Genomic DNA, 24,857 nt, shown 5'->3' with positions numbered 1-24,857 from the left:
CGTGAACCTGCAAGAACTGATGGCCCGGGCCGAAGCCCGCCTGGCCAGCGCCAATCTGGCCTATGGCCACGGCACCACCAATGCCCACGACGAGGCCGCCTGGCTCGTGCTGTGGCGCCTGGGCCTGCCGCTCGACACCGACCTCGACGCACACGCCGCCGACACCGTGGACGCCGACGCGGCCGCCGCCGTCGATGCCTTGATCGAGCGGCGCATCGCCACGCGCGAGCCCGCCGCCTACCTCACGCAAGAGGCCTGGCTGCAGGGCGTGCCCTTTTATGTGGACCGCCGCGCCATCGTGCCGCGCAGCTTCATCGCCGAACTCATCGCCGACGGAGGCATCGACCCCTGGCTGAGCGACGACACCGTGCGCGTGCTGGACCTGTGCACCGGCAACGGCAGCCTGGCCGTGCTGGCCGCCCTGGCCTGGCCCGAGGTGCGCGTGACCGGCGCCGACCTGTCGACCGAGGCGCTGCAGGTCGCGCGCATCAACGTCGACCGGCACGGCCTGGCGGACCGCATCGCGCTCGTGGAAAGCGACGGCCTCGCGGCCTGCCCCGGCCCCTGGGACCTGATCCTCTGCAACCCACCCTACGTGAACGCGCACAGCATGGCCGAGCTGCCACCCGAGTTCCGGGCCGAACCCGCGCTGGCGCTGGCCGGCGGCGCCGACGGCATGGACTTCGTCCGCGCCCTGCTGCGCGACGCGCCCGCGCGCCTGAGCCCGCGCGGCGTGCTGGTGCTGGAGATCGGCCACGAGCGCGCGCACTTCGAAGCCGCCTTCCCCGCGCTCAACCCGGTCTGGCTGAGCACCAGCGCGGGCGACGACCAGGTGCTGCTGCTCACCCGCGACGCACTGGAGGCCGCATGATCGTCGTCCGCGATGTGGTGCTGCGCCGCGGCACCAAGGTGCTGCTCGACCGCGCCTCGCTCACCATCAACCCCGGCGAAAAAGTGGGCCTGGTGGGCCGCAACGGCGCCGGCAAGTCCAGCCTGTTCCGCCTGCTCGACGGCAACCTGCACGAAGACAAGGGCGAGTTCAGCGTGCCCGCGCAATGGCGCCTGGCCCAGGTCGCGCAGGACATGCCCGAGACCGAACTCGACGCCACCCGCTTCGTGGTCGAAGGCGACACCACCCTGCTCGCGGCCGAGCGCGAGGTGGCCGAGGCCGAGGCCAGCGGCGACGGCGAGCGCATGGCCCATGCCTACATGGCGCTCAACGACGCTGGCGCGCACGACGCCACCGCGCGCGCGCAGGCGCTCATCCTCGGCCTGGGCTTCCAGACCAACCAGCTCGATCGCCCGGTCAACAGCTTCTCTGGCGGCTGGCGCATGCGCCTGCAACTGGCGCGCGCGCTCATGTGCCCGAGCGAGCTGCTGCTGCTCGACGAACCCACCAACCACCTGGACCTGGACGCCCTGGTCTGGCTGGAGGCCTGGCTGGCGCGTTACCCCGGCACGCTGCTCGTCATCAGCCACGACCGTGAGTTCCTCGACGCGGTGACCAACGTGACCGTGCACATCGAGCACGCCCAGCTCAAACGCTACGGCGGCAACTACAGCCGCTTCGAGGACATGCGCGCCGAGCAGATGGCCCTGCAGCAGGCCGCGTTCTCGCGCCAGCAGGACAAGATCGCGCACCTGCAGAAATTCATCGACCGCTTCAAGGCCAAGGCCAGCAAGGCCAAGCAGGCCCAGAGCCGCGTGAAGGCGCTTGAGCGCATGGAGCGCATCGCCCCTGTGCTGGCCGACGCCGAGTTCAGCTTCGAGTTCAGCGAGCCGGCCAGCCTGCCCAACCCCATGCTGGTGCTGGACGGCGTGGACGTGGGCTACCCCGGCGATGGCGGCGAGCCGATCACCATCGTGCGCGGCATCCAACGCTCGGTGATGGCCGGCCAGCGCATCGGCATCCTGGGCGCCAACGGCCAGGGCAAGTCCACGGTGGTCAAGACCATCGCGCGCACGCTCGCCCCCCTCGCGGGCACGGTGACCGAAGGCAAGGGCCTGAACATCGGCTACTTCGCGCAGCAGGAACTCGACGTGCTGAGCCCGCGCGACAACCCGCTGGAGCACATGGTGCGGTTGGTGAAGGAGTGCAGCGCGCAAGGCCGCCTGAGCGGCCAGCCCACGCGCGAGCAGGACCTGCGCAACTTCCTCGGCATGTTCCAGTTCACCGGCGATCAGGTCTTCCAGGCCGTGGGCAGCATGAGCGGCGGCGAGAAGGCGCGCCTGGTGCTGTGCATGATCGTCTGGCAGCGCCCCAACCTGCTGCTGCTCGACGAACCCACCAACCACCTCGACCTGGCCACGCGCGAGGCCCTGTCCATCGCGCTCAACGAGTTCGAGGGCACGGTGATGCTGGTGAGCCACGACCGGGCCCTGCTGCGCGCCGTGTGCGACGAGTTCTGGCTGGTCTCGCGCGGCGCCCTGTCGCCTTTCGACGGCGACCTCGACGACTACCAGCGCCACCTCATCGAGATGGCCCGGCAGGCGCGCGAGGCGCAACGCGCCGCCGCGCGCGCCGAGGCCCCCGCCCCGGCCCCCGTGGCCGCGCCGGCGGAGGACCGCCGCGCGGACGCGCAGCGGCAGAAAGCCCTCACCGAGCGCCTGCGTCCGATCAAGAAGGAACTGGCCCAGGTGGAACAGCGCATGGCCGCGTTGGCCCAGGAGCGCGAGCGCCTGGAGGCCGAGCTGCTTGCCGCGCCCGAACCGGCGAAGCTGGCCGAACTGGGCAAGCGCCTGAAGGTGGTGGAGGCCGAGAACGGGACCGTCGAAGCGCGCTGGCTGGAGCTCAGCGAAGCCATCGAGCAAGCGCAGCAGGCCTGAGCCGCGCGTGCCCTAAGCGCGCTACAGTGGGTCCGGGCCGTCGAGAGGCGGTCCGTTCAACATCCCACAGGAGGCTCACACCATGATGTCCATTCTCGGCACCATCCTCATCGGTCTCGTCGCCGGCTTCGTGGCCCGCATGCTCAAGCCCGGCAACGACAGCATGGGCTGGATCATGACGGCCGTGCTCGGCATCGCCGGCTCCTTCCTGGCGAGCTACCTCGGCGCCGCCATGGGCTGGTACGCCCCGGGCCAGGCGGCGGGCTTCATCGCCTCCGTGGTCGGCGCGATCGTGATCCTGGTGATCTGGGGCATGTTCAAGAAGTGAGGCCCTGGCGCCGCGGCCCTCGCGGCGCCGCAGCGGGCCATCGCCGCGGCACAAAGAAAAAGGCCCTGGTCTCACGACCAGGGCCTTCCTGTTGGTGGTAGGACGTGGCAGGCTCGAACTGCCGACCAACGGATTAAAAGTCCGCTGCTCTACCAACTGAGCTAACGTCCCACACGCTTCACAACTTGCGTATCGCTTGCTGCGAAGCCTCAGATTATAGCGTGGTTTCGATGGCTCTCTGAAGGCCGATCGCTTTTTTCTTGCGATGCGTTCGCCAGGGTGTCGAGCAGCCAGCCCGCGGCGCACAGGCCGAAGGTCGCGGTGACCGTGACCACCGAGCCGAAGCCGTGGCAGTTCAGCGAACCATCGCCACCATCGAGCCCACACGACGGGTCCGGCGGCGCCACCGCTTCGCGGCTGAACACGCAGACCGTGTCCATGCGACCCTGGCGCGCGCCGCCGTGGTGCTTGCGCAGGCGGTAGCGCAGTTGTGCCAGCAAGGGGTCGTGCGTGACCTCGGCCAGGTCCGCCAGCTGCACCGCCTCCGCGCGGCGCTTGCCGCCGGCCGCGCCCACCGCCACGAATGGCACCCGCTCGGCGCGGGCCCAGGCAGCCATCGCTGTCTTGGCGCGCACCTGGTCGCAGGCGTCGATGAGGCCGTCGGGTCGCTGGCCTTGCAGCAGGCCAGGCCAGTTCTCGGGCGTCACGAAGTCGTCCACCAGGTCCAGTTCGATGCCGGGATGAAAGCCCAGGATGCGGTCCCGCAGGGCCTCGATCTTGGCCTGGCCCAGCGTGGCGTCCAACGCATGCACCTGGCGGTTGATGTTGGATTCGGCGACGTGGTCGAGGTCGATCAATGTGAGACGGCGCACGCCGCTGCGCGCCAGCGCCTCGGCCGCCCAGGAGCCCACGCCCCCCAGGCCCGCCACCACGCAATGCGCGTCGAAGATTCGCTGCGCGCCTTGCACGCCGTAGAGCCGCCGCAGCCCGCCGAAGCGGCGCTCGAAGCGCTCGGCGTCCAGCGGATTCACCCCGCGCGCTCCAGCAACCACATCTGGAATTTGAAGCCCAGCACCGCGCCACCCACGATGCCCGCGACCGCGATGGCACTCAAGAGGCTGAGCGTGGACAGGCCGGAAAGCCCTTGGCCCACGGTGCACCCCAGGGCCGTGACCCCCCCCACACCCATGAGCGCCGCGCCCACGAGGTGCAGCGCGGTGTCGCGCGTGTCGCGGAAGCCTTCCCAGCGGAAGCTGCGCTCGATGAGCGCACAGAGAAAAGAACCCGCAACCACGCCGAACACGGTGACGACACCGAAGGTCAGCACCTTGCTCTTGTCGCTGAAGAAGATGAACCAGTCGAGCACGTAGGCCATCGGCGCGGTGAAGGTCAAGGCCTCCATGCGGCCGCTGTTGCTGCCCGTGTAGACAGGCTCCAACGTTTCCGGGTGCTCCGGCAGGAAGCCCAGGTGGCCGCTCACCCACCACATGCCCACGATGGTGAGACCGATGCCGATCCCCGCGAGCAGGTTGTTGCCGGTGCGGAAATCCGCGCTGCGCAGGCACCAGGCGATCAGCACGACGCCGATCACCAGCGCGCACAGCAGGCCCACCAGGCCCGGCTCCATGCCCAGGGCCTTGGCCACCCAGGTGGGCAGCGCCGAGCCCGACGGCAGCTCAAGGCTCACGCGGTCGACGGTGTTGACGCGCACCACGCCGAAGATGCCGCGCAGCGTCATGAACGCGGCCAGTCCCATGACGAAGAACACCACCAGCGACTTCAGGCTGCCGGCGCCGATGCGCACCAGCGTCTTGCTGCCGCAGCCCGAGGCCAGCACCATGCCAAAGCCGAACAGGGAGCCCCCCACCAGGGCCGAGAGCCAGAGGAAGCGGCTGCCGGTGTAGAGCGACTGGCTGGTGTCGATCCAGCCCAGCCAGCCCATGCCGTAAAAGCCGATGGCCGCCACGCCCACGGCCATGACCCACATGCGCATGCGGGTCCAGTCGCCCATGTTCACGATGTCGCTGATCGCGCCCATGGTGCAGAAATGGGTGCGCTGGGCGATGAAACCGAACACCGCGGCCACGCCGAAGGCGGCCCACAGCACGGTCTGGTTCAGGGATTGCAGGGTGGCGAGTTCGTCCATAGGGCCGCGATTGTAGGGGCGGCCCCATGGTCCCTCACTTCAGTCGGGCCAGGCGTTCCTTGGCCGCGCCGGCGGCCTCGCTCTGCGGATGCTGCTTCACCAGGTCTTCCAGCGTTCTGCGCGCGCCTTTGGTGTCCTTGAGCTCGACCTGGCTGTTGGCCAGGGCCAGCATGGCCTCGGGCGTGCGCGGGTGGTCGGGGAATTCGCGCACCAGACGCTGGTGCGACTCCACCGCGTCCTTGTAGGCACGCGCGGCGTACTGTGCGTTGCCCAGCCAGTACAGCGCCACCGGGGTGTAGCCGCTGGTGGGGTAACGCCGCAGGAAGGCGGTGTAGGCGACCGTGGCGCCCGTGAAGTCGGACTTGCGCAGGGTGGCCATGGCGGCGTCGAACTCGGCCTTCTCGGCCGGTTGTGCCGTGAAGCTGCGGCCATCGAGCTCGACCTTCACCGGCTCGACCTGGCGCAGGCGCTCGTCGATGCCGGCCTGCACGTCCTTCTGCGCACGCTGCAACTCGGACACCTCGCGCGCGAGCTGCTCGTTCTGCCCGCGCAGGCGGGCGATCTCGCCGCGCAGCTGCTCGATCTGGTTGGCCAGTTCGAGCATGCTGCGCTTGATGGTCGCGTCGCCCTCGCGCTGCTGCGCGGCGGCGGCATCGGTGGCCTGGCGGTTGGCGTCAACCTGGCGGCGCAGCTCGATGATGGCCTGGCGCGCCTCGTCGTCACCGAACAGGGCGTGCGCGGACGGCGCCCACAGGCCGCCCAGCAGCAGGGCACCCGTGGCCAGCGTGGGTTTCCAGCGCGCGATGCTCATTCCCTGGCTCAACGGTAGGTGAGCTCGACGCGGCGGTTCTTGGACCAGGCGGTTTCGTCGCTGCCGGTCTGCGCGGGCTTCTCTTCACCGAAGCTCACGGCTTCCATCTGGCTGTCCTGCACGCCCAGCAACGAGAGCGCGCGGCGCACGGCCTCGGCGCGCTTCTGGCCCAGGGCCAGGTTGTATTCGCGGCCGCCGCGCTCGTCGGTGTGGCCTTCCAGCTGCACGCGCACACTGCGGTTGGCATTGAGGTAGCGCGCGTTGGCCTCGAGCAGGGCGGTGGCGTCGGGCTTGACCTCGAAGCTGTCGTAGTCGAAGTAGATGATGCGCTGCATTTGCGCGGGCTGGGCGCTGGTGCTGGACGGCACCTGCACGCCGGCCACGCCGCGCGGGTCGACGCCGCTGCCCTGCCCGCCCGCGCCAGCCGCGCCGCCCGCGGCCGTGCCCGAGCGGTCTTCGACCGGGGGCTCGTCCAGGCGGACGTTCGAACCGCAGGCCGCGAGCACGGCGGCGGCGATCAGCGCGGCGAGCAGGCCGCTGAGGCGTCGGAAGGGGGTGGTACGGGACATGGCGGTTCCTGAGGTGCGTTGTTGATGAGGAAACAATCGGGACGGGAGGATCGATCGGCGCGGGTTCAACGAAGGAAGGGTCCCCATTCGGGTTCCCGGATGTCGCCCTGCGCGCCGGCCAGGCGGGTCTTGATGCGGCCATCCACGGTGGTGGTCATGAGCGCGTCGCCCCCCTTGTCGCGGGTGGCGTAGATGATCATGCGGCTGTTGGGCGCGAAGCTGGGGCTCTCGTCGCCGCTGGTGTCGGTGAGGGCGGTGACGGTGCCGCTGGACAGCTCCATCACGTGCAGGCGGAAGGCGCCGTTGATGCGCGAGATGAACGCAAGCCAGCGGCCGTCGGGGCTGAGCGCGGGCGAGATGTTGTAGTTGCCGGTGAAGGTGACGCGCTGGGCGCTGCCGCCCTGAGCGGGCATGCGGTAAATCTGCGGCGAGCCGCCGCGGTCGCTCACGAAGTAGATCTGCTTGCCGTCGGCGCTGAACACGGGTTCGGTGTCGATGCTGCCGCTGCCGCTTTGCGTGAGGCGGCGCGGCTCGCCGCCGTTGGCGTCGATCGCGTAGAGCTGGGCGTTGCCGGAGAGCGTGAGCGCGGCCACCACGGTCTTGCCGTCGGGCGACCAGGCCGGCGCGCTGTTGGAGCCGCGAAAGCTCGCGAGCACGCGCCGGCGCCCGGTGGCGACCTCGTGCGAGACGATCTCAGCCTTGCGCTTCTCGAACGAAACATAGGCCAGCTGCGCGCCGTTGGGCGCCCAGCTCGGGGAGATGATGGGCTCGTTGCTGGTGAAGGCGGCCTGGGCGTTCTCGCCGTCGGCGTCGGCCACCCACAGGCGGTGCGTGCTGCCCGCCTTGGTGACGTAGGCGATGCGGGTGGAGAACACGCCTTTCTCGCCGGTGATCTTCTCGTAGACGTAGTCGGCGATCTTGTGGGCGGCCAGGCGCAGGTTGTTCGGCGTGCTGGGGTGGCTCATGCCACCCAGATCCTGGGCGCGCACCACGTCCCAGAGGCGGAAACGCACGTCGAAGCGGCCGTCGGCCAGGCGGGTGACGCTGCCGGTGAGCAGGGAGTCGGCGCCGCGCTCGCGCCAGGGGGCCAGGTCAGGGCGCGAGGTTTCGTCGAGCGCGCCCGACAGCGGCGGCACGGCCACGAACTGGCCGGAGCGCTCCAGGTCGGCGCGCACGATGGCGGCGATGTTCTCGCTCGCGGCGTCGTTGCCGCGGAAGTTCACGGCCGAGAAGGGGAAGCGGGTGAGGCCGACGCCGGTGACCTCGACCCGGAACTGCGCCAGCGCGCCCGAGGCGGGCCAGCCCAGCAGGGTGGAAGCGGAGATAAGGCCCAGGGCATGCCGGCGCGGCATCCCGGTGGAGGGATGGAGTCGGGGCGGTTGGTGCATGGTGTTGGGATTGTCGGGCAGTGCGGGACGCGAGGCCCGGTGCCCTTGTAAGTAGCGGCCGATAATACCGGACACCCGCAGGCAAGCCGTGACAAGATGTGTGCCCTCGCGGCCTGCTGGACCGCGATCGCGCCCATTGGTTCCCCTCCATCCGCCCCGATTTGAACCCCTCCGACCCGTCCGCCGCCCTCCCCTCCGGCCCGCTGCGCCAGCGGCTGCTGCGCGTCTGGCCCTACTTCCGGGACGCGAAGACCGGCATCTTCTTCGCCGCGCTGGCCACCGTGATCGGGGCGCTGACCGAGCCCCTGATCCCCGCCCTGCTCAAGACCCTGCTCGACGAGGGCTTCAACGATGGCCGCATTCCGCTGTGGATGGTGCCGCTGGCCTTCATGGGCCTGTTCGGCGTGCGCGGCATCGCCTCCTTCGTGGCGCAGTACGCCCTGTCGTACACGGCCAACGTGGGCATGCTCAACCTGCGCCGCGCCATGTTCGCCAAGCTCAACGCGGCCCAGCTGGCGCTGTTCTCGCGCCAGAGTGCGAGCAAGCTGTCCAACACCCTGGTCTATGAGGTGCAGACCGGCTCGCAGATGCTGGTGTCGTCCCTGCTCACCCTCACCCGCGACAGCCTCACGCTGGTGGCGCTGATGGGCTACCTGCTCTACCTGAACTGGAAGCTCACGCTGATCGTGATCGCGGTGTTCCCGGGCCTGGCCTGGATCATGCGAGTGCTCTCCAAGCGCCTGTACCGCCTCACGCGCGCCAGCCAGCAGGCCACCGACGAGCTGGCCTACGTGGTGGAGGAAAACGCCCTGGCCCACCGCGTGGTGCGCCTGCACGGCGCGCAGCGCCGCCAGGCCGAGCGCTTCGACCAGCTGAGCGTGGCGCTGCGCCGCCTGGCGCTCAAGAGCACCATCGCCATGGCCGCCATGACGCCCTTCACCCAGCTGCTGGCCTCGGCCGCGCTGTCGGCGGTGATCGCGGTGGCGCTGTGGCAGAGCAGCACCACGGGCGTCACGGTGGGCAACTTCGTGGCCTTCGTCACCGCCATGCTGATGCTGATCGCCCCGATCCGGCACCTGGCCGAGATCGCCTCGCCCATCACGCGCGGCCTGGCGGCGCTGGAGCGCGGCATCGAGCTCATCGAGCAGACGCCCGAACAGACCGGCGGCACGCACGTGGCCGAACGCGTGCAAGGCGCCATCGCGCTGCGCGGCGTGTGGGTGCGCTACCCGCCCAAGGCCGACGGCGCCGACGCGGCCGAGGCCGGCCTGGCGCTGCGCGGCATCGAACTGGACATCCGCCCCGGCGAAGTGGTGGCCTTCGTCGGCCCCTCGGGCTCGGGCAAGACCACGCTCATCAACCTGCTGCCGCGCTTCGTGGAGGTCGAGCGCGGGGTGGTCACGCTGGACGGCGTGCCCCTGCCCGACTGGGACCTGGCCAGCCTGCGCCGCCAGTTCGCGCTGGTGAGTCAGGACGTGGTAATGCTCAACGACAGCCTGGCCGCCAACGTGGCCCTGGGCGCGGTCGACGGCGAACTCGACGAAGCCCGCGTGCACGCCGCCCTGCTCTCGGCCAACCTGGGCGAGCTGCTGGAGCGCCTGCCGCAGGGCATGCACACCAACGTGGGCCACAACGCCACCGAGCTCTCGGGCGGCCAGCGCCAGCGCCTGGCCATCGCGCGCGCCATCTACAAGGACTCGCCGGTGCTGATCCTGGACGAGGCGACGTCGGCGCTGGACAACGAGTCCGAGCGCCTGGTGCAGGACGCGCTGTCGCGCCTGATGAAAGGCCGCACCACCCTGGTCATCGCGCACCGGCTGTCCACCATCGAGCACGCGGACCGCGTGATCGTGCTGGCCGAGGGCCGCATCGTGGAACAGGGGCGGCACGCCGATCTGCTGGCGGCCGACGGCGTGTACGCGCGGCTGCACGCGCAAGGACTGGGCACGGCGGGCGCGGACGCCCCGGCCAGCCCACCCCAGGTCACCCCGGATTGAGCGCCGCGGCGCGTGGGTGTACAAGCGCGGGACAACACGCCCGCCCCGGCCGGAGACCCGCCATGCGCAACCTCAGCGAACAGCTCACGCAGTACGCGGCCTACCACCGCGACCGCCGCAACATCCTCACCCATTTCGTCGGCATCCCCATGATCGTGCTGGCCGTGGCCGTGCTGCTGGCGCGGCCGGTGCTGGCGCAGTGGGGCGCGGTGGCGCTGTCGCCCGCCACGCTGGTCACGCTGCTCACGGTGCTGTACTACCTCAAGCTGGACCTGCGCCTGGGCGCGGTGATGGCGGCGCTGATGGCCCTGTCGCTGTGGTTCGCGCAGGCGGTGGCGGCGCAGACCACGGCCGTGTGGCTCTCGGTGGGCGTGGGCCTGTTCGTCGTGGGCTGGGTGATCCAGTTCGTCGGCCACTACTACGAGGGGCGCAAGCCCGCCTTCGTGGACGATCTGGTGGGCCTGGTCATCGGCCCGCTGTTCGTGGTGGCGGAAGCCGGCTTCCTGCTCGGCCTGCGGCGCGAGCTGCAGCAGGCCATCGAGGCGCGCGTGGGCCCGGTGCGGGAGCACGCCCCCGCCCGCGCGGCCTGAGGCCCGCGCCGGGCGCGATCGATCGCCCCTGCCCTCAGCGCGCCAGCGCGCGCAGCACCTTCGCGAGTTGCCGCACGGCGGCCTCCAGCTCGTTCGGCGCGTGGGCCGCGAAGCCCATGAGGAAGCCCGCCTCGTGCCCGCCGGGCGAGGCGTGCAAGGCCGTCAGCCCGAGCAGGTCGATGCCCGCGCGGCGGGCCGCGTCCACGGCCTCGCGCTCGGGGACGCCGCAGACCAGCACGCAGGGCATCTGCAGGCCGCCGTCCGGCACCCGGGGCTCCACCAGGCCGGCCAGGTGCTGGCGCACCAGGCGCGCCAGCGCGTCGCGCCGCTCGGCGTAGACGGCGCGCATGGTGCGCACGTGCGCGCCGAAGTGGCCGCCTTCGATGAAGCGGGCCAGCGTGAGCTGCGGGATCGGCGCGCTGTGCCCGTCCAGCAGCGTGCGCGCCACCGTCATGGGGGCCACCAGCGGCGGCGGCAGCACCATGTAGCCGATGCGCAGGCCCGGGAACAGCGACTTGGTGAAGGTGCCGATGTAGACGGTGCGCTCGTGCGGATCGAGCCCCTGCACGCAGGCCGTGGGCCGGCCGGCGTAGTGGAATTCGCTGTCGTAGTCGTCCTCGATGATCCAGGCCTGCTGCTGGCGCGCCCATTCGATGGCGGCCAGCCGCCGGTCCAGCGACAGCGTGGCCCCGCTCGGGAACTGGTGGGACGGCGTCAGGAACACCGCCCGCGCCTGCGGTGCCGCCTGGTGCAGCTGGTCCACCCGCATGCCCTCGGCGTCCAGCGGCACCGGCACGCACGCCAGGCCGGCGGCCTCGAAGGCCTTGCGCGCACCGTGGTACATGGGGTCCTCGACGAGGATGCGCTCGCCGGCGTCCAGCAGCACGGTGGCGCACAGGCTCAGCGCCTGCTGGGAGCTGGTCAGCACCAGCACGCGCTCGGGCGTGGCGCGCGCGCCGCGCTCCAGGTTCACGTAGGCCGCGATGGCCCGGCGCAGCGCCTCCATGCCCTGCGGCGGGCTGTGCAGCAGGGCCGCCGCGCCGTGCGCCTTCAGCACCTGGCGCTCCAGTCGCTCCCAGGTGGCCAGCGGAAAGGCCCGGACCTCCGGCACGCCGGGCGCGAAGGCGCGCGGCGCGACAAAGTCCCGCACGCCGCCGCCCTGGAACAGGGCGGCGCCGCGCCGGCTCAGGCGCGCCTCCCCCGGGTGGGCGGGTGGGCGCCCCGCCGGCGCGCGCGCCCCCAGGCCCCGGGCCCGTGCCGACACGGCGCTGCCGCGGCCCACGCGTCGCTCGATGAAACCCTCCGCGTGCAGCTGGCCGTACGCGGCTTCCACCGTGTCGCGCGACACACCCAGCGACCGGGCCAGCGCGCGCGAGGCCGGCAAAGGCCGGCCGGCCTCCAGCGCGCCGTCGAGGATGAGCTGGCGCACGGCGCGCTGCACGCGCGCGTGCAGGGGCAAGGTGGCCCGTGCCGGATCGGCGACGCCGGCCTTGACCGATTCGAGCAGGGCGTGTTTGAACAATTGGTCTGGGTAACGTCAGAAAAATGGCAGGAGATGTCCAACCATTTTCACCCTACAACACCCCCATGCCTCCCACCCCCTCCCCCACGCCCCTTCGCTGGAGCGACTTGCCCCACCCCGTCGTCGCCGGGCTGGTCTCGGTCCTCGTCAACTACGGCGGCACCTTCATCCTCGTGTTCCAGGCCGCCCAGGTGGCGGGCCTGAGCGCGGCGCAGACCGCCTCCTGGGTCTGGTCGGTGTCCATCGGCGTGGGCGTGACCGGCCTGCTGCTGAGCTGGCGCTCGCGCGAGCCCATCATCACCGCCTGGTCCACGCCGGCCGCGGCCTTCCTGGTGACGGCCCTGGCCACCACGCCCTACCCGCAGGCCATCGCGGCCTATCTGGTGTCGGCCGCCGCCTTCGTGGTGCTGGGCCTGTCGGGCGGGTTCGAGCGGCTCATCCGCCTGATCCCACCCGGGGTGGCCGCCGGCCTGCTCGCCGGCATCCTGTTGCCCTTCGGCATCAAGGCCCTGGGCGGTCTGAGCGTGGACCCCACGCTGGCCGGCCTGCTGATCGTGGCCTACGTGCTGCTCAAGCGGGTCACGGCGCGCTACGCCGTGGTCGGCATCCTGGCCTTGGGGCTGGCTTTCCTGCTGGCGCAGAACCGCGTCGATCTCTCGGGGTTGGCGCTGCGCTTCGCCGCGCCGGTGTTCACGCCGCCCGAGTTCACGCTCAACGCCCTGCTCAGCGTGGCGCTGCCGCTGTTCCTGATCACGCTCACCGGCCAGTACATGCCGGGCATGCTGGTGCTGCGCAACGACGGCTTCAAGAGCCGCGCCGATCCCATCGTGGGCGTCACCGGGCTGGGCTCGCTCCTGATGGCGCCCTTCGGCTCGCACGCCTTCAACCTCGCGGCGATCACGGCGGCCATCTGCACCGGCCGCGAGGCGCACGAGGACCCGTCCAAGCGCTGGATCGCCGGCATCGCCGCGGGCCTGTTCTACGTGCTGGTGGGCGTGTTCGGGGTGACGCTGGCCGCTGCCTTCATGGCCTTGCCGGCCACCTTCATCACCACCCTGGCGGGCCTGGCGCTGCTGGGCACCATCGGCGCCAGCCTGTCCGGCGCCCTGGCCGACGCCCGCACGCGCGAGGCCTCGCTGATCACCTTCCTGGCGGCGGCCGCCAACATCAGCCTGTTCGGCATCGGCGGCGCCTTCTGGGGGCTGCTGATCGGGCTGGCCGCGCACGCGGCGCTGCACGGCCACTGGCCGGGGCGGCTGGCGCGCACGACGGCACTGGCGGACAAGGGAGCGAGACCCTGATGGCGATGCCAACGCCCGACACCCCCACCCGGCACGACCGGCACGGCCGCTACCCCCAGGCCCTGACGGTGGCGGACCTGCGCCGCCACCTCGACGAGGTGCAGGCGCGCATCGCCGCGGCCTGCCGGCGCGTGGGGCGAGACCCCGCCGAGGTGCGCCTGCTGCCCGTCAGCAAGACCCAGCCCGTGGAACGCGTGCGCCTGGCCCACGCGGCGGGCTGCCGCCTGCTGGGCGAGAACAAGGTGCAGGAGGCCCTGGGCAAGTGGGAGGCCACGCCGGACCTGGCCGGTCTGCGCTGGTCCGTCATCGGCCACCTGCAGACCAACAAGGCCAAGCTGGTGGCGCGCTTCGCCAGCGAGTTCCAGGCCCTGGACAGCCTGCGCGTGGCCGAGGCGCTGGACCGCCGCCTGCAACTGGAAGGCCGTTCGCTGGACGTGTTCGTTCAGGTCAACACCTCGGGCGAGGCCAGCAAGTACGGCCTGGCGCCCGATGAGGTGCCGGCCTTCCTGCGGGCCCTGCCGGCCTTCGCGGCGCTGCGCGTGCGCGGCCTGATGACGCTGGCGCTGTTGTCGTCCGAGGCGCAGCGCGTGCGGCGCTGCTTCGTCTTGCTGCGCGAACTGCGCGAGCGGCTGCGCCAGGACGCGCCCGCCGGCATCGGCCTGGAGGAGCTGTCCATGGGCATGTCCGGCGATTTCGAGATCGCGATCGAAGAAGGCGCCACCGTGGTGCGCGTCGGGCAGGCCATCTTCGGGGCGCGCGCGCTGCCGGACAGCCACTACTGGCCGGCGGCGGGCGGCTGAGGGCTCACATCAGCACGATGTCGTACTGCTCTTGCGTCATCGAGCTCTCGCTCTGCAGGGAGATCGGCTTGCCGATGAACTCCGACAGGCCCGCCAGGTGCGCGCGTTCCTCGTCGAGGAACAGCTCCACCACCTTGGGCGAGGCCACCACGCGGAACTCGCGCGGGTTGAAGGCGCGCGCCTCGCGCAGGATCTCGCGCAGGATGTCGTAGCACACGCTGCGCGGCGTCTTCACCGCACCCTTACCGCCACAGGCCTCGCAGGGCTCGCTGAGCATGTGGGCCAGCGATTCGCGCGTGCGCTTGCGCGTCATCTCCACCAGGCCCAGCTGCGAAAAGCCGCCGGTCATGGTCTTGACCCGGTCGCGCGCGAGCTGCTTGCGGAACTCGGCCAGCACCGCCTCGCGGTGGTCGTCGCGCGTCATGTCGATGAAGTCGACGATGACGATGCCGCCCAGGTTGCGCAGCCGCAGCTGGCGCGCGATCGCCTGTGCGGCCTCCAGGTTGGTGCGGAACACCGTGTCGTCGAAGTTGCGCGCGCCCACGAAGCCACCGGTGTTCACGTCCACCGTGGTCAGGGCCTCGGTCTGGTCGATGACCAGGTAGCCGCCCGACTTGAGCTCCACCCGCCGACCCAGGGCGCGCACGATCTCTTCGTCCACGTTGAACAGGTCGAAGATCGGCCGCTCGCCGCTGTAGTGCTGCAGCTTGGCCACCGTGTCGGGCATGAACTCGCCGGCGAAGCCCTGCATCAGGCCGAACTGCTCGCGCGAGTCGATGCGGATGGACTGCGTGCCGGCGCCCGACAGGTCGCGCAGCACGCGCTGCATGAGGTTCAGATCCTCGTGCAGCAGCGAGGCCGGCGGCTGGCGCAGCGCGGCCTCCTTGATGCGCAGCCAGGTCTTGCGCAGGTAGGCGACGTCGTCGGCCAGCTCCTCGTCGTCGGCGTCTTCGGCGTTGGTGCGCAGGATGAAACCGCCCGCCGGGCTGCCGTCGGCGGTGGCGGTGAGGGCCAGCAGGCGCTGGCGCAGGGCCTCGCGCTGGGCGGCCGGGATCTTCTGCGACACGCCGATGTGGTTGTCCTGCGGCAGGAACACCAGCAGTCGGCCCGCGATGCTGATCTGGGCCGTCAGCCGCGCGCCCTTGGTGCCGATCGGGTCCTTGAGCACCTGCACCATCAGGGCCTGGCCTTCGAAGATCTGCTTCTCGATCGGCAGCACCGGGTTGGGCGCCAGCACCTTGGGCGCGGCGGCCGGCGCGGCACCGCCCGCGGCGGGCGCCGGCTCGGCGTCGGCCGGTGCCGGCGCGCGCGGCGTGGCGTGCTTGGCCTGGATGTTGGGCATCAGGTCGGCCACGTGCAGGAACGCCGCGCGGTCCAGGCCGATGTCCAGGAAGGCCGACTGCATGCCCGGCAGCACGCGCGAGACCTTGCCCAGGTAGATGTTGCCCACCAGCCCGCGCTCCAGCGTGCGCTCGATGTGCACCTCCTGCACGGCGCCCTGCTCCACCACCGCCACGCGTGTCTCCTGCGGAGACCAGTTGATCAGGATGTCCTGGTTCATGGCTTGAGCCCCGTCAGAGGATGGGAAGGCCGGCCGCGCGCAGCAGCCCGGCGGTTTCAAAGGCGGGCAGGCCCACGATGCCCGTGTGGCTGCCGGCGATGCGGCTCACCCACAGGCCCGCGTGGCCCTGGATGGCGTAGGCGCCGGCCTTGCCCATGGGCTCGCCGCCCTCGACGTAGCGGCGGATCTGCGTCGGCGTGAGCGTGTCGAAGCTGACCAGGGAGGTCGAGAGCGCGGACCAGCGCCGCGCGCCCCGGCCCACGGCCACGGCCGTGAGCACGCGGTGCGTGCGGCCCGACAGGTCGGCCAGCATGCGCCGCGCCTCGGCGGCGTCGGCGGGTTTGCCCAGGATGCGCCGGCCCAGGGCCACGGTGGTGTCGGCGCACAGCACGGGCGCCGGCGGCAGGCCGCGGCGCTTCAGTCGCGCGAGCGCGGCCTCCAGCTTGAGCGCGGTGACGCGCTGCACGTAACGCGCGGGGGCCTCGTTCGGCCGAGCGGCCTCCAGCGACTCGGCGTCCTCGTCGGCGTCGGGCAGCAGCAGTTCGTGGCGCACGCCCCACTGCGTGAGCAGCTCGCGCCGGCGCGGGCTCTGGGAAGCCAGGTAGATGAAGTTCAAGCGGGTTTCGCCGCCGGGTCGCGCCAAGGCGACACCCGCCCCGTCGGGGGACAGCGACCCGCGCAGCGGCGACGCGAGGGGGCTTTTTTTCATTCGCGGTGGTAGGGGTGGTTCGCGTTGATGGACCAGGCCCGGTAGAGCTGCTCGATGAGCAGCACGCGCACCATGGCGTGCGGCAGGGTCAGGTCGGACAGCCGGATGCGCTGGTGCGCGGCCTCGCGAAAGGCCGGGTCCAGGCCGTCGGGCCCGCCGATGACCAGGGCCACGTCGTCCCCACCCAGCTGCCACTGCCGCAGCTGCTGGGCCAGCGCCTGGGTGGTGAGCGGCGTGCCGCGCTCGTCGAGCGCGACCACGCGCGCCCCGCGCGGAATGGCCGCCTCGATGCGCTGGCGTTCGGCGGCCCAAAGGGTTTCGGTGGTCTTGGAGCCGCGCGGCTCGGTCTTGACGGCCTTGAGCTCGACGCGCAGCTCGGGGGGGAAACGTTTGGCGTAATCGTCGTAGGCGGTCTGTGCCCAGTCGGGCACCTTCTGCCCGACCGCGACGATCACGAGCTTCATGCCTTCTTCTTGGCGGCGGGCCTGGCCGGCTTGCGGGCCGCCGAGGGCGCGGCCTTGGGCGAGGCCTTCTTCTTCGCCGCCGGCGCGTTGACCACCACCTTGGCCATGCCGGCGCGCGGCTTGGCGGGCGCCGCCTTCTTGGCGGCGGGTGCCCGGCCGGGCGCGGCTTTCTTGGCCGGCGCCTTCTTGGCCGGGGCGGCCTTGCCCACCGGCGTGGCGCCGCGGCCCGCGCCCTTGGCCGCGGCCTTGCGCGCCACGGCCTTGGCCGACACCGGCTTGGCCTCGGCGGCGCGTTCGGCGGCCGGCTTGGCGGGCTTCTTCGCCGCGGCGGCCTTCTTCGCGGCCGACGTCAGGCGCACGGGCTTGGCGCCCCAGATCTCTTCGAGCCGGTAGTACTGGCGGATGGCGGGCTGCATCACATGCGCCACGGCCGGGCCGCAGTCCACGATGATCCATTCGCCGTTCTCCTCGCCCTCGATGCGCGGCTTGTCGAAGCCGGCTTCGCGCACCGCGTCGCGCACGCTGGCGGCCAGGGCCTTGGTCTGGCGGTTGGAGGTGCCGCTGGCGACGATCACGCGCTCGAACAGCGGCGAGAGCTCCTCGGTGTTGAAGACCACGATGTCCTGGCCCTTGACGTCCTCCAGGCCATCGACGATGGCCCTTTGCAGTTTCTGGATGTCTTTCTTCGCGGCGGATTCGCTGGTCATGAAGCGGTCTGGTAGAGGTGGTGCTGTGAAATATAGCTTGCGACCGCGTCCGGGACCAACAGGTCCAGCGGCGGTCCCTCGGCCGGGTCGGCGGCGAGTTTGGCGCGCAGCGCGGTGGCGCTGATGTGCTGCAGCGGCATGCGCAGCGGCACGAAAGGCAGGTCGACGCGGCTGAGGTCGATGAGCGGCGCGTCGCCGCGCAGGGCCTGGGCGCCAATGTCGGTGGGTCGGTTGGCCACCGCCAGGGTGGCCAGCGACAGCACCTCCTCCCAGCGCACCCAGGACTTGAAGGCGAGCAACTGGTCGGCGCCGAGCACCAGGTACAGCGTGGCCTGCGGGTACTCGGCGCGCAGTTCCGCCAGCGTGTCGGCGGTGTAGCTGGGGCCCTGGCGCTCGGTCTCGCGACGGTCGATGCGCACGCGCGGCAGGTCGCCGAAGGCGCGCTCGCACATGGCGATGCGGTGGTGCGCGGGCGACAGCGTGCGCGCCTTGTGCCAGGCCTGGCCGGTGGGCATCACGTGCAGCGCGTCCAGTTGCAGCTGTTCCAGCGCGGCCTGGGCCAGCGCGCGGTGCGCGGTGTGCGGCGGATCGAAGGCGCCGCCGAACATGCCGACGCGCTGGAGCGGAGCACCGGAACCGGCCATCAGACCCAGTCCCGGCGCACCAGGAAGTCGCGGTAGAGCCGGTCCTCGGGCGTGCCCTTCTTCGTCTGGCGGTTGTAGGCCCAGCTCACCAGCGGCGGCATGGACAGCAGGATGGACTCGCTGCGCCCGCCGGACTGCAGGCCGAAGTGCGTGCCCCGGTCCCACACCAGGTTGAACTCCACGTAGCGGCCGCGCCGGTAGAGCTGGAAGCTGCGCTCGCGCTCGCCATAGGCGGTGTTCTTGCGCTGATCGACGATGGGCAGGTAGGCGTCGAGGAAGGCGTCGCCCACCGAACTCATCATGGCGAAGCTGCCGTCGAAGCCGAGTTCGGAGAAGTCGTCGAAGAAGACGCCGCCGACGCCGCGCTGCTCGTCGCGGTGCTTGAGGTAGAAGTACTCGTCGCACCAGCGCTTGAAGCGCGGGTACTTGTCGACGCCGAAGGGGTCGAGCGCGGCCTTGCAGGCGCGGTGGAAATGCCGCGCGTCGTCCTCGAAACCATAGTACGGCGTGAGGTCCATGCCGCCGCCGAACCAGCACACCGGCGCGCCGCCCTTGGGCGTGGCGGCGATCATGCGCACGTTCATGTGCACCGTCGGCACGTAGGGGTTGCGCGGGTGGAAGACCAGCGACACGCCCATGGCCTCGAAGGGCGCGCCGGCCAGTTCGGGCCGGTGCTGGGTGGCCGAGGGTGGCAGCTGGCGCCCGCGCACGTGCGAGAAGCCGCAGCCCGCGCGCTCGAACACCGGGCCGTCTTCCAGGATCTGGGTGATGCCGCTGCCCTGCAGCTTCTCGCCGGGCTTTTTCTTCCAGCGGTCCACCACGAACTGGCCGCCGTCGACCAGGGCCACGGTGGAGGTGATCCGCTCCTGCAGATCGACGAGGTATTCGCGGACGTTGGCGATCGGGTTGTCGGACATGCTCACACCGTATCAGTCTTGGGCAGGGCTTGCACCGGGCTGGCCTGCGCGGGGCGCAGGCCGCGCACCCCGGCGAAGGCCTCGGCCAGGCAGGCATAGTCGCGCGCGGCGTCGCCGCTCAGGCGCACAAAGCCACACACCCTCACCTCCCGCCGACTGTAATCCAGGGCCACCAGCGCCAGCGGCACGCCGGCGTCCAGCGCCACGCGGTAGAAGCCGCTGCGCCAGCCCGGCGTGCGCCGGCGCGTGCCCTCGGGCGAGAGCGCCAGCCACAGCAGTTCGCCGCGCGCCACGGCCTCGCGCATGGTGTGCACCATGGCGCCCACGGCGCCGCGCGGCGAGCGGCGTTCGATGGGAATGCCGCCGAGCCAGCGCAGCCAGCGGCCGAACAGCGGCACGTCGAACAGCGTGTCCTTGCCCCAGAAGCGCACCGGAATGCCGATGGCCCATTTGGCCAGCACGCCCACCACGAAGTCCCAGTTGCTGGTGTGGGGGTAGACGATGGCGACGCCCTGGCGGCCCGGGAAGCCGTCCTCGACGACGCGCCAGCCCGCCAGGCGCAGCAGCGCGCGCGCCAGGCGGGAGCCGCGAAAGCGCACCGCGTGGGGTGGCGGCAGCGGGACGGGCCCGCGCGGATCCGGGGCGATCAAAGCGCGCGGAAACCGATGTCGCGGCGGCATTGCATGCCGTCGAAGGCGATCGCGTCGACCACCTCATAGGCGCGGCGCTGCGCCTGCGCGACCGAGTCGGCCAGCGCGGTGACGCACAGCACGCGCCCGCCCGACACCCGCACCGCCGCGCCGTCCTGGGCGGTGCCGGCGTGGAACACCATGCGGTCGGCCTCGTCGGCGGGCAGGCCGGTGATGGCGTCGCCCTTGCGCGGGTCCAGCGGGTAGCCGGCCGCGGCCATCACGACGCCCAGCGCGACGCGCGGGTCCCAATCGAGTTGCACGCGATCGAGTTCGCCGCGCGTGGCGGCCAGCAGCACCTGCGCGAAGTTGCTGCGCAGCCGCATCATGATGGGCTGCGTTTCGGGGTCGCCCATGCGGCAGTTGAACTCCAGGGTCTTGACCGCGCCGTCGGGCGTGACCATGAGGCCCGCGTAGAGGAAGCCGGTGTAGGGAATGCCGTCGGCCTTCATGCCGCGCAGCGTGGGCAGGATCACCTCGTCCATGGCGCGTCGGTGCACCTCGGGCGTGACCACCGGCGCGGGGGAGTACGCGCCCATGCCGCCGGTGTTGGGGCCCTGGTCGGCGTCCTTCAGGCGCTTGTGGTCCTGGCTGGTGGCCAGCGCCAGGGCGTGCTCGCCGTCGCACAGCACGATGAAGCTGGCTTCCTCGCCCTGCAGGAACTCTTCGATGACGACGCGCGCGCCGCCTTCGTTGTGGGCCACGCCGAGCTTGTTATCCAGCAGCATGAAGTCGATGGCCTCGTGCGCCTCGGCCGCCGTCATGGCCACCACCACGCCCTTGCCGGCCGCCAGCCCGTCGGCCTTGACGACGATGGGCGCGCCCTTTGCGTCGACGTAAGCGTGGGCCTGGACCGGATCGGTGAAGGCCTGGTACTCGGCCGTGGGGATGCCGTGGCGCTGCATGAAGGCCTTGCTGAAGGCCTTGGAGCTTTCCAGCTGCGCGGCCTGGCGCGTGGGGCCGAAGATGGCCAGGCCGTGCGCGCGGAACTCGTCCACCACGCCCGCCGCCAGCGGCGCCTCGGGCCCCACCACGGTGAGCGCCACCCCATGGGCCTGCACCCATTCGCGCAGCGCCACCTTGTCGGTGATGGGCAGGTTGGTGAGCTGCGGGTCGCGCGCGGTGCCGGCGTTGCCCGGGGCCACGACCACCTGGTCCACGCCCTCGGACTGCTTCAGGCGCCAGGCGAGCGCGTGTTCGCGGCCACCGCCGCCGATGACAAGAACCTTCATTCCGAGATTTCAGCGTTGTGGTAGACGTTCTGCACGTCGTCCAGGTCTTCCAGGATGTCCAGCAGCTTCTGCATGCGCGCGGCGTCTTCGCCGGCCAGAGCCACGGTGTTTTCGGCGCGCATGGTCACCTCGGCGATCTCGGGCTTGAGACCCTTGGCTTCGAGCGCGTCCTTCACGGCCTCGAAGTCGCCCGGCGCGGTCAGCACCTCGATGGCGCCGTCCTCGTCGGTGATGACGTCCTCGGCGCCAGCCTCCAAAGCCACCTCCATCACCGCGTCTTCCGAGGTGCCGGGCGCGAAGATGAGCTGGCCGCAGTGCTTGAACTGGAAGGCCACCGAGCCTTCGGTGCCCAGGTTGCCGCCGTACTTGCTGAAGGCGTGGCGCACCTCGGCCACGGTGCGCACGCGGTTGTCGGTCATGGTGTCCAGGATCACCGCCGCGCCACCGATGCCATAGCCCTCGTAGCGGATTTCCTCCAGCGACAGGCCTTCCAGCGTGCCCGAGGCCTTGTCCACGTTGTACTTGATGCGGTCGGCCGGCATGTTGGCCGCCTTGGCCTTCTCGATGGCCAGGCGCAGGCGCGGGTTCATGGCGGGGTCGCCGCCGCCGCTGCGCGCGGCCACCGTGATTTCACGGATCACGCGGGTCCAGATCTTCCCCCGCTTCTCGTCCTGGCGCCCCTTGCGGTGCTGGATGTTCGCCCATTTGCTGTGTCCGGCCATGGGAAGTCCTCGAAATGCCTGCTGGCTTTGATCTAATGAGCCCGCGATTTTACGATTGCGCCCCTTCCCGTCCCTTTGCGTCCCGCCCACCCCCTCAGGACCCCGCCATGGCCGACCCCCTGCTGATCGCCAAGAACGCCCACACCACCTGCCAGCTGCTGCCCGGCCTGGCCAACCGCCACGGCCTCATCACCGGCGCCACCGGCACGGGCAAGACGGTGACGCTGCAGGCCATGGCCGAAGGCTTCTCGCGCATCGGCGTGCCGGTGTTCATGGCCGACGTCAAGGGCGACCTGTGCGGCATCAGCCAGACCGGCAAGATCGGCGAGAAGATGGCCGGCGTGCTGGCCGAGCGCGGCATCGAGCTGCCCCAGCCCACCGAATGCCCCACCACGCTGTGGGACGTGTTCGGCGAACAGGGCCACCCCGTGCGCGCCACCATCAGCGACATGGGCCCGCTGCTGCTGGCGCGCATGCTCAACCTGAACGACACGCAGTCCGGCGTGTTGAACCTGATCTTCAAGATCGCCGACGACAACGGCCTGCTGCTGCTCGACATGAAGGACCTGCGGGCCATGCTGCAGCACGTGGGCGACAACGCCAAGCAGTTCACCACCGAGTACGGCAACATCAGCGCCGCCTCCATCGGCGCCATCCAGCGCGGGCTCATGCAGGTCGAATCGCAGGGCGGCGACAAGTTCTTCGGCGAGCCCATGCTCGACATCGCCGACTTCATGCAGACCGTGGACGGCAAGGGGGTGATCAACATCCTGGCGGCCGACAGGCTGCTCAACGCGCCGCGCCTGTACGCCACCTTCCTGCTGTGGATGCTCTCGGAGCTGTTCGAGACCCTGCCCGAGATCGGTGACCCCGACAAGCCCAAGCTGGTGTTCTTCTTCGACGAGGCGCACCTGCTGTTCGACGAGGCACCCAAGGCGCTGGTCGAGCGCATCGAGCTCGTGGTGCGCCTGGTGCGCTCCAAGGGCGTGGGCGTGTACTTCGTGACGCAGAACCCGCTGGACATCCCCGACAGCGTGCTCGGCCAGCTCGGCAACCGCGTGCAGCACGCGCTGCGCGCTTTCACGCCGCGCGACCAGAAGGCGGTGAAGTCCACCGCCCAGACCATGCGGCCCAAGGCCGGCCTGGACATCGAGGCCGCCATCACCGAACTCGCCGTGGGCGAAGCCCTGGTGAGCTTTCTCGACCCCAAGGGCCGCCCTTGCGAGACCGAGCGCGCCTACGTGGTGCCGCCAGGCAGCCAGATCGGCCCCATCACGCCCGAGCAGCGGCGCGCGCTGATCCAGGGCTCGCTGGTGGCTGGCACCTACGAAAAGCTGGTGGACCGCGAGAGCGCGTTCGAGATCTTCCGCGGCCGCGCCGGCGGTCGCGGCGAAGAAGCGGCCGAGGCGCCCGAGGGCAAGCCCGCCGTCAAGACCCCGCGCATCCCGGGCGCGGCCAAGGACGCGCCGGCCGCGGAAGAAAAAAGCGTGATCAACGAGGTGCTGTTCGGCCGCACGGGCCCGCGCGGCGGCCAGTACGACGGCCTGGTGCAGACCATGGCCAAAACCGCCGCGCGCACCGTGGCCAGCGGCCTGGGCCGCCAGATCCTGCGCGGGGTGCTGGGCGGGCTGCTGGGCGGCAAGCGCTGAAGCGAACCCGGGCCCCTCGACCCGCCACGCGTTCGGAGCGAAAGCCCGCCCGTGCCGCACACGCCCACCCCGGCACCGCAGGCTGGGCCCGCCCTGCCCCGCGCCATCTGGGTGCTGGGCTTCGTCAGCCTGCTCATGGACATTTCTTCGGAGATGGTCCACAGCCTGCTGCCGATCTTTCTCGTGGGCTCGCTGGGCGTGAGCGTGCTGGTGGTGGGCCTGATAGAGGGCGTGGCCGAATCGACGGCGCTCATCGTCAAGGTCTTCTCTGGCGTGCTGAGCGACCATTTCCGGCGCCGCAAGTGGCTCGCCGTGGTCGGCTACGGCCTGGGCGCACTCACCAAGCCGGCCTTCGCGCTGGCGCAGGGCGCCGGTGTGGTGGTCACGGCGCGTTTCGTCGACCGCATCGGCAAAGGCATACGTGGCGCGCCGCGCGACGCCCTGGTGGCCGACCTGGTGCCGCCCGAACAGCGCGGCGCGGCCTACGGCCTGCGCCAGTCGCTCGACACGGTGGGGGCCTTTGTCGGCCCGCTGCTGGCCACCGTGCTCATGGTCCTGCTGGCCAACGATTTCCGCGCCGTGTTCTGGTTCGCCGTGATCCCGGGCGTGCTCGCCGTGCTGCTGCTCATCGTGGGCGTGCGCGAGCCCGCGCAGCCGCCGGGCACCGCCGGCCGTGGCAGCCCCATCCGGCGCGAGGCCTTGCGGCGGCTCGCCGGCCCCTACTGGAGCGTGGTGATCATCGGCGCGGTCTTCACGCTGGCGCGCTTCAGCGAGGCCTTCCTGGTGCTGCGTGCGCAGCAGCTCGGCGTGGCAGCGTCCCTGGTGCCGCTGGTCATGGTGGCGATGAACGCGATCTATGCCCTCAGCGCGTACCCCTTCGGCAAGCTCTCGGACTCGATGAGCCACACCCGGCTGCTGGCCTGGGGCCTGGCGGTGCTGATGGTCGCCGATGTGGTGCTGGCCTTCGCGCCAGGATGGCCGACCCTGCTGCTGGGCGTGGCGCTGTGGGGTCTGCACATGGGCATGACGCAGGGCCTGCTGGCGGCGATGGTGGCCGACACCGCGCCGGCCGATCTGCGTGGCACGGCCTTTGGCCTGTTCAACCTGATGAGCGGGATCGCGATGCTGCTGGCCAGCGCCATCGCCGGCCTGCTGTGGGAGCAGCTCGGCTCGCAGGCCACTTTCCTGGGCGGCGCCGGCTTCGCGCTGCTGTGTGGCCTGGGCCTGCTGCTGAACCGTCGCCGCCGGCGCCCGGCCTAAAAGCGCAGACCCCCCAAAGAAAAGC

Annotated in this window: 24 protein-coding genes and 1 tRNA gene; 9 read left to right on the top strand and 16 right to left on the bottom strand. The window is 71.0% G+C overall.

Annotated elements, in window-relative coordinates:
- Position 1: 1 nt before the first annotated feature.
- The 3 genes from prmB to BHU06_RS06315 all read left to right on the top strand — a co-directional run bounded on the left by prmB (position 2) and on the right by BHU06_RS06315 (position 3,154).
- Positions 2 to 871, top strand: a complete 870-nt coding sequence (gene prmB / locus BHU06_RS06325; protein ID WP_139146970.1) for a 50S ribosomal protein L3 N(5)-glutamine methyltransferase — start codon at positions 2 to 4, stop codon at positions 869 to 871.
- Positions 868 to 2,826 carry an ABC-F family ATP-binding cassette domain-containing protein gene (locus tag BHU06_RS06320; protein WP_070398320.1) on the top strand — a complete coding sequence of 653 codons (1,959 nt, stop codon included), beginning with the start codon at positions 868 to 870 and terminating at the stop codon, positions 2,824 to 2,826. The genes prmB and BHU06_RS06320 overlap by 4 nt, the downstream gene beginning before the upstream one ends.
- An 82-nt stretch (positions 2,827 to 2,908) precedes the next feature.
- On the top strand, positions 2,909 to 3,154 hold the full coding sequence (locus BHU06_RS06315; protein ID WP_070398319.1) for a GlsB/YeaQ/YmgE family stress response membrane protein: 246 nt from the start codon (positions 2,909 to 2,911) through the stop codon (positions 3,152 to 3,154).
- A 95-nt stretch (positions 3,155 to 3,249) separates the two neighbouring features.
- Here the strand turns inward: BHU06_RS06315 and BHU06_RS06310 are convergent.
- From BHU06_RS06310 to tolB, 6 genes are all read right to left on the bottom strand, one after another.
- A tRNA-Lys gene (locus BHU06_RS06310) sits at positions 3,250 to 3,325 on the bottom strand.
- Positions 3,326 to 3,363: 38 nt separating this feature from the next.
- Positions 3,364 to 4,185 carry a ThiF family adenylyltransferase gene (locus BHU06_RS06305; RefSeq protein ID WP_083293010.1) on the bottom strand — a complete coding sequence of 274 codons (822 nt, stop codon included), beginning with the start codon at positions 4,183 to 4,185 and terminating at the stop codon, positions 3,364 to 3,366.
- Positions 4,182 to 5,300: a YeeE/YedE family protein gene (locus BHU06_RS06300; RefSeq protein WP_070398318.1), complete on the bottom strand. Its 1,119-nt coding sequence runs from the start codon at positions 5,298 to 5,300 to the stop codon at positions 4,182 to 4,184. Before BHU06_RS06300 ends, BHU06_RS06305 begins: the two co-directional genes overlap by 4 nt.
- 34 nt (positions 5,301 to 5,334) lie before the next feature.
- Positions 5,335 to 6,111, bottom strand: coding sequence for a tol-pal system protein YbgF (ybgF, locus tag BHU06_RS06295; protein ID WP_070398317.1), 777 nt, complete (start codon positions 6,109 to 6,111; stop codon positions 5,335 to 5,337).
- An 8-nt stretch (positions 6,112 to 6,119) separates the two neighbouring features.
- A complete protein-coding gene (gene pal / locus BHU06_RS06290; RefSeq protein ID WP_070398316.1) occupies positions 6,120 to 6,680 on the bottom strand; it encodes a peptidoglycan-associated lipoprotein Pal in 561 nt (186 codons plus the stop codon).
- 65 nt (positions 6,681 to 6,745) lie between these two features.
- Entirely contained in the window at positions 6,746 to 8,032 is a 1,287-nt protein-coding gene (gene tolB, locus BHU06_RS06285) for a Tol-Pal system beta propeller repeat protein TolB (protein ID WP_139147010.1), read from the bottom strand.
- A gap of 251 nt (positions 8,033 to 8,283) precedes the next feature.
- On the opposite strand from tolB, the gene msbA reads away from it, so the two are divergent.
- Together msbA and BHU06_RS06275 are read left to right on the top strand one after the other, a co-directional pair.
- The gene (gene msbA, locus BHU06_RS06280; protein ID WP_254668138.1) at positions 8,284 to 10,065 is read left to right on the top strand and encodes a lipid A export permease/ATP-binding protein MsbA; all 1,782 of its coding nucleotides are present in this window, start codon (positions 8,284 to 8,286) and stop codon (positions 10,063 to 10,065) included.
- Between the two features lie 62 nt (positions 10,066 to 10,127).
- Positions 10,128 to 10,655, top strand: coding sequence for a DUF962 domain-containing protein (locus tag BHU06_RS06275; RefSeq protein WP_070398314.1), 528 nt, complete (start codon positions 10,128 to 10,130; stop codon positions 10,653 to 10,655).
- Between the two features lie 34 nt (positions 10,656 to 10,689).
- On the opposite strand, the gene BHU06_RS06270 is transcribed toward BHU06_RS06275, so the two are convergent.
- Complete coding sequence (locus BHU06_RS06270; protein ID WP_070398313.1) at positions 10,690 to 12,177, bottom strand: PLP-dependent aminotransferase family protein; 1,488 nt, start codon at positions 12,175 to 12,177, stop codon at positions 10,690 to 10,692.
- A 65-nt stretch (positions 12,178 to 12,242) separates the two neighbouring features.
- On the opposite strand from BHU06_RS06270, the gene BHU06_RS06265 reads away from it, so the two are divergent.
- On the top strand, positions 12,243 to 13,478 hold the full coding sequence (locus tag BHU06_RS06265) for a benzoate/H(+) symporter BenE family transporter (RefSeq protein WP_070398312.1): 1,236 nt from the start codon (positions 12,243 to 12,245) through the stop codon (positions 13,476 to 13,478).
- The gene (locus tag BHU06_RS06260; protein ID WP_204742545.1) at positions 13,478 to 14,278 is read left to right on the top strand and encodes a YggS family pyridoxal phosphate-dependent enzyme; all 801 of its coding nucleotides are present in this window, start codon (positions 13,478 to 13,480) and stop codon (positions 14,276 to 14,278) included. Before BHU06_RS06265 ends, BHU06_RS06260 begins: the two co-directional genes overlap by 1 nt.
- Positions 14,279 to 14,282: 4 nt before the next feature.
- Here the strand turns inward: BHU06_RS06260 and BHU06_RS06255 are convergent, their stop codons facing one another.
- The 9 genes from BHU06_RS06255 to BHU06_RS06215 form a co-directional block, all read right to left on the bottom strand.
- Positions 14,283 to 15,839, bottom strand: coding sequence for an Rne/Rng family ribonuclease (locus BHU06_RS06255; protein WP_070398311.1), 1,557 nt, complete (start codon positions 15,837 to 15,839; stop codon positions 14,283 to 14,285).
- A gap of 13 nt (positions 15,840 to 15,852) precedes the next feature.
- Positions 15,853 to 16,455, bottom strand: coding sequence for a nucleoside triphosphate pyrophosphatase (locus tag BHU06_RS06250; protein ID WP_070398310.1), 603 nt, complete (start codon positions 16,453 to 16,455; stop codon positions 15,853 to 15,855).
- An 89-nt stretch (positions 16,456 to 16,544) separates the two neighbouring features.
- On the bottom strand, positions 16,545 to 17,012 hold the full coding sequence (gene rlmH, locus BHU06_RS06245) for a 23S rRNA (pseudouridine(1915)-N(3))-methyltransferase RlmH (RefSeq protein ID WP_070398309.1): 468 nt from the start codon (positions 17,010 to 17,012) through the stop codon (positions 16,545 to 16,547).
- Entirely contained in the window at positions 17,009 to 17,719 is a 711-nt protein-coding gene (rsfS, locus tag BHU06_RS06240) for a ribosome silencing factor (RefSeq protein WP_070398308.1), read from the bottom strand. The genes rlmH and rsfS overlap by 4 nt, the downstream gene beginning before the upstream one ends.
- Complete coding sequence (nadD, locus tag BHU06_RS06235) at positions 17,716 to 18,363, bottom strand: nicotinate (nicotinamide) nucleotide adenylyltransferase (protein ID WP_070398307.1); 648 nt, start codon at positions 18,361 to 18,363, stop codon at positions 17,716 to 17,718. Before nadD ends, rsfS begins: the two co-directional genes overlap by 4 nt.
- Complete coding sequence (gene hemF, locus BHU06_RS06230; protein WP_070398306.1) at positions 18,363 to 19,280, bottom strand: oxygen-dependent coproporphyrinogen oxidase; 918 nt, start codon at positions 19,278 to 19,280, stop codon at positions 18,363 to 18,365. Before hemF ends, nadD begins: the two co-directional genes overlap by 1 nt.
- A 2-nt stretch (positions 19,281 to 19,282) precedes the next feature.
- Entirely contained in the window at positions 19,283 to 19,879 is a 597-nt protein-coding gene (locus tag BHU06_RS06225) for a 1-acyl-sn-glycerol-3-phosphate acyltransferase (RefSeq protein WP_239478138.1), read from the bottom strand.
- Positions 19,880 to 19,926: 47 nt separating this feature from the next.
- Positions 19,927 to 21,201, bottom strand: coding sequence for a phosphoribosylamine--glycine ligase (gene purD, locus BHU06_RS06220; protein WP_070398305.1), 1,275 nt, complete (start codon positions 21,199 to 21,201; stop codon positions 19,927 to 19,929).
- Complete coding sequence (locus tag BHU06_RS06215; protein WP_070398304.1) at positions 21,198 to 21,923, bottom strand: YebC/PmpR family DNA-binding transcriptional regulator; 726 nt, start codon at positions 21,921 to 21,923, stop codon at positions 21,198 to 21,200. Before BHU06_RS06215 ends, purD begins: the two co-directional genes overlap by 4 nt.
- A 107-nt stretch (positions 21,924 to 22,030) precedes the next feature.
- Here BHU06_RS06215 and BHU06_RS06210 point away from each other — a divergent pair, with 107 nt between their 5' ends.
- Both BHU06_RS06210 and BHU06_RS06205 read left to right on the top strand, forming a co-directional pair.
- Positions 22,031 to 23,572: a helicase HerA-like domain-containing protein gene (locus BHU06_RS06210; RefSeq protein ID WP_070398303.1), complete on the top strand. Its 1,542-nt coding sequence runs from the start codon at positions 22,031 to 22,033 to the stop codon at positions 23,570 to 23,572.
- Between the two features lie 51 nt (positions 23,573 to 23,623).
- Positions 23,624 to 24,832: an MFS transporter gene (locus BHU06_RS06205; RefSeq protein WP_070398302.1), complete on the top strand. Its 1,209-nt coding sequence runs from the start codon at positions 23,624 to 23,626 to the stop codon at positions 24,830 to 24,832.
- Positions 24,833 to 24,857 lie beyond the last annotated feature (25 nt).

It is taken from the genome of Hydrogenophaga sp. PML113, from assembly GCF_001777155.1.
GTDB classification, from domain to species: domain Bacteria; phylum Pseudomonadota; class Gammaproteobacteria; order Burkholderiales; family Burkholderiaceae_C; genus Hydrogenophaga; species Hydrogenophaga borbori.
The sequence above is the reverse complement of the archived record's forward strand: the minus strand, read 5'-3'. Positions and strand labels throughout refer to the sequence as shown.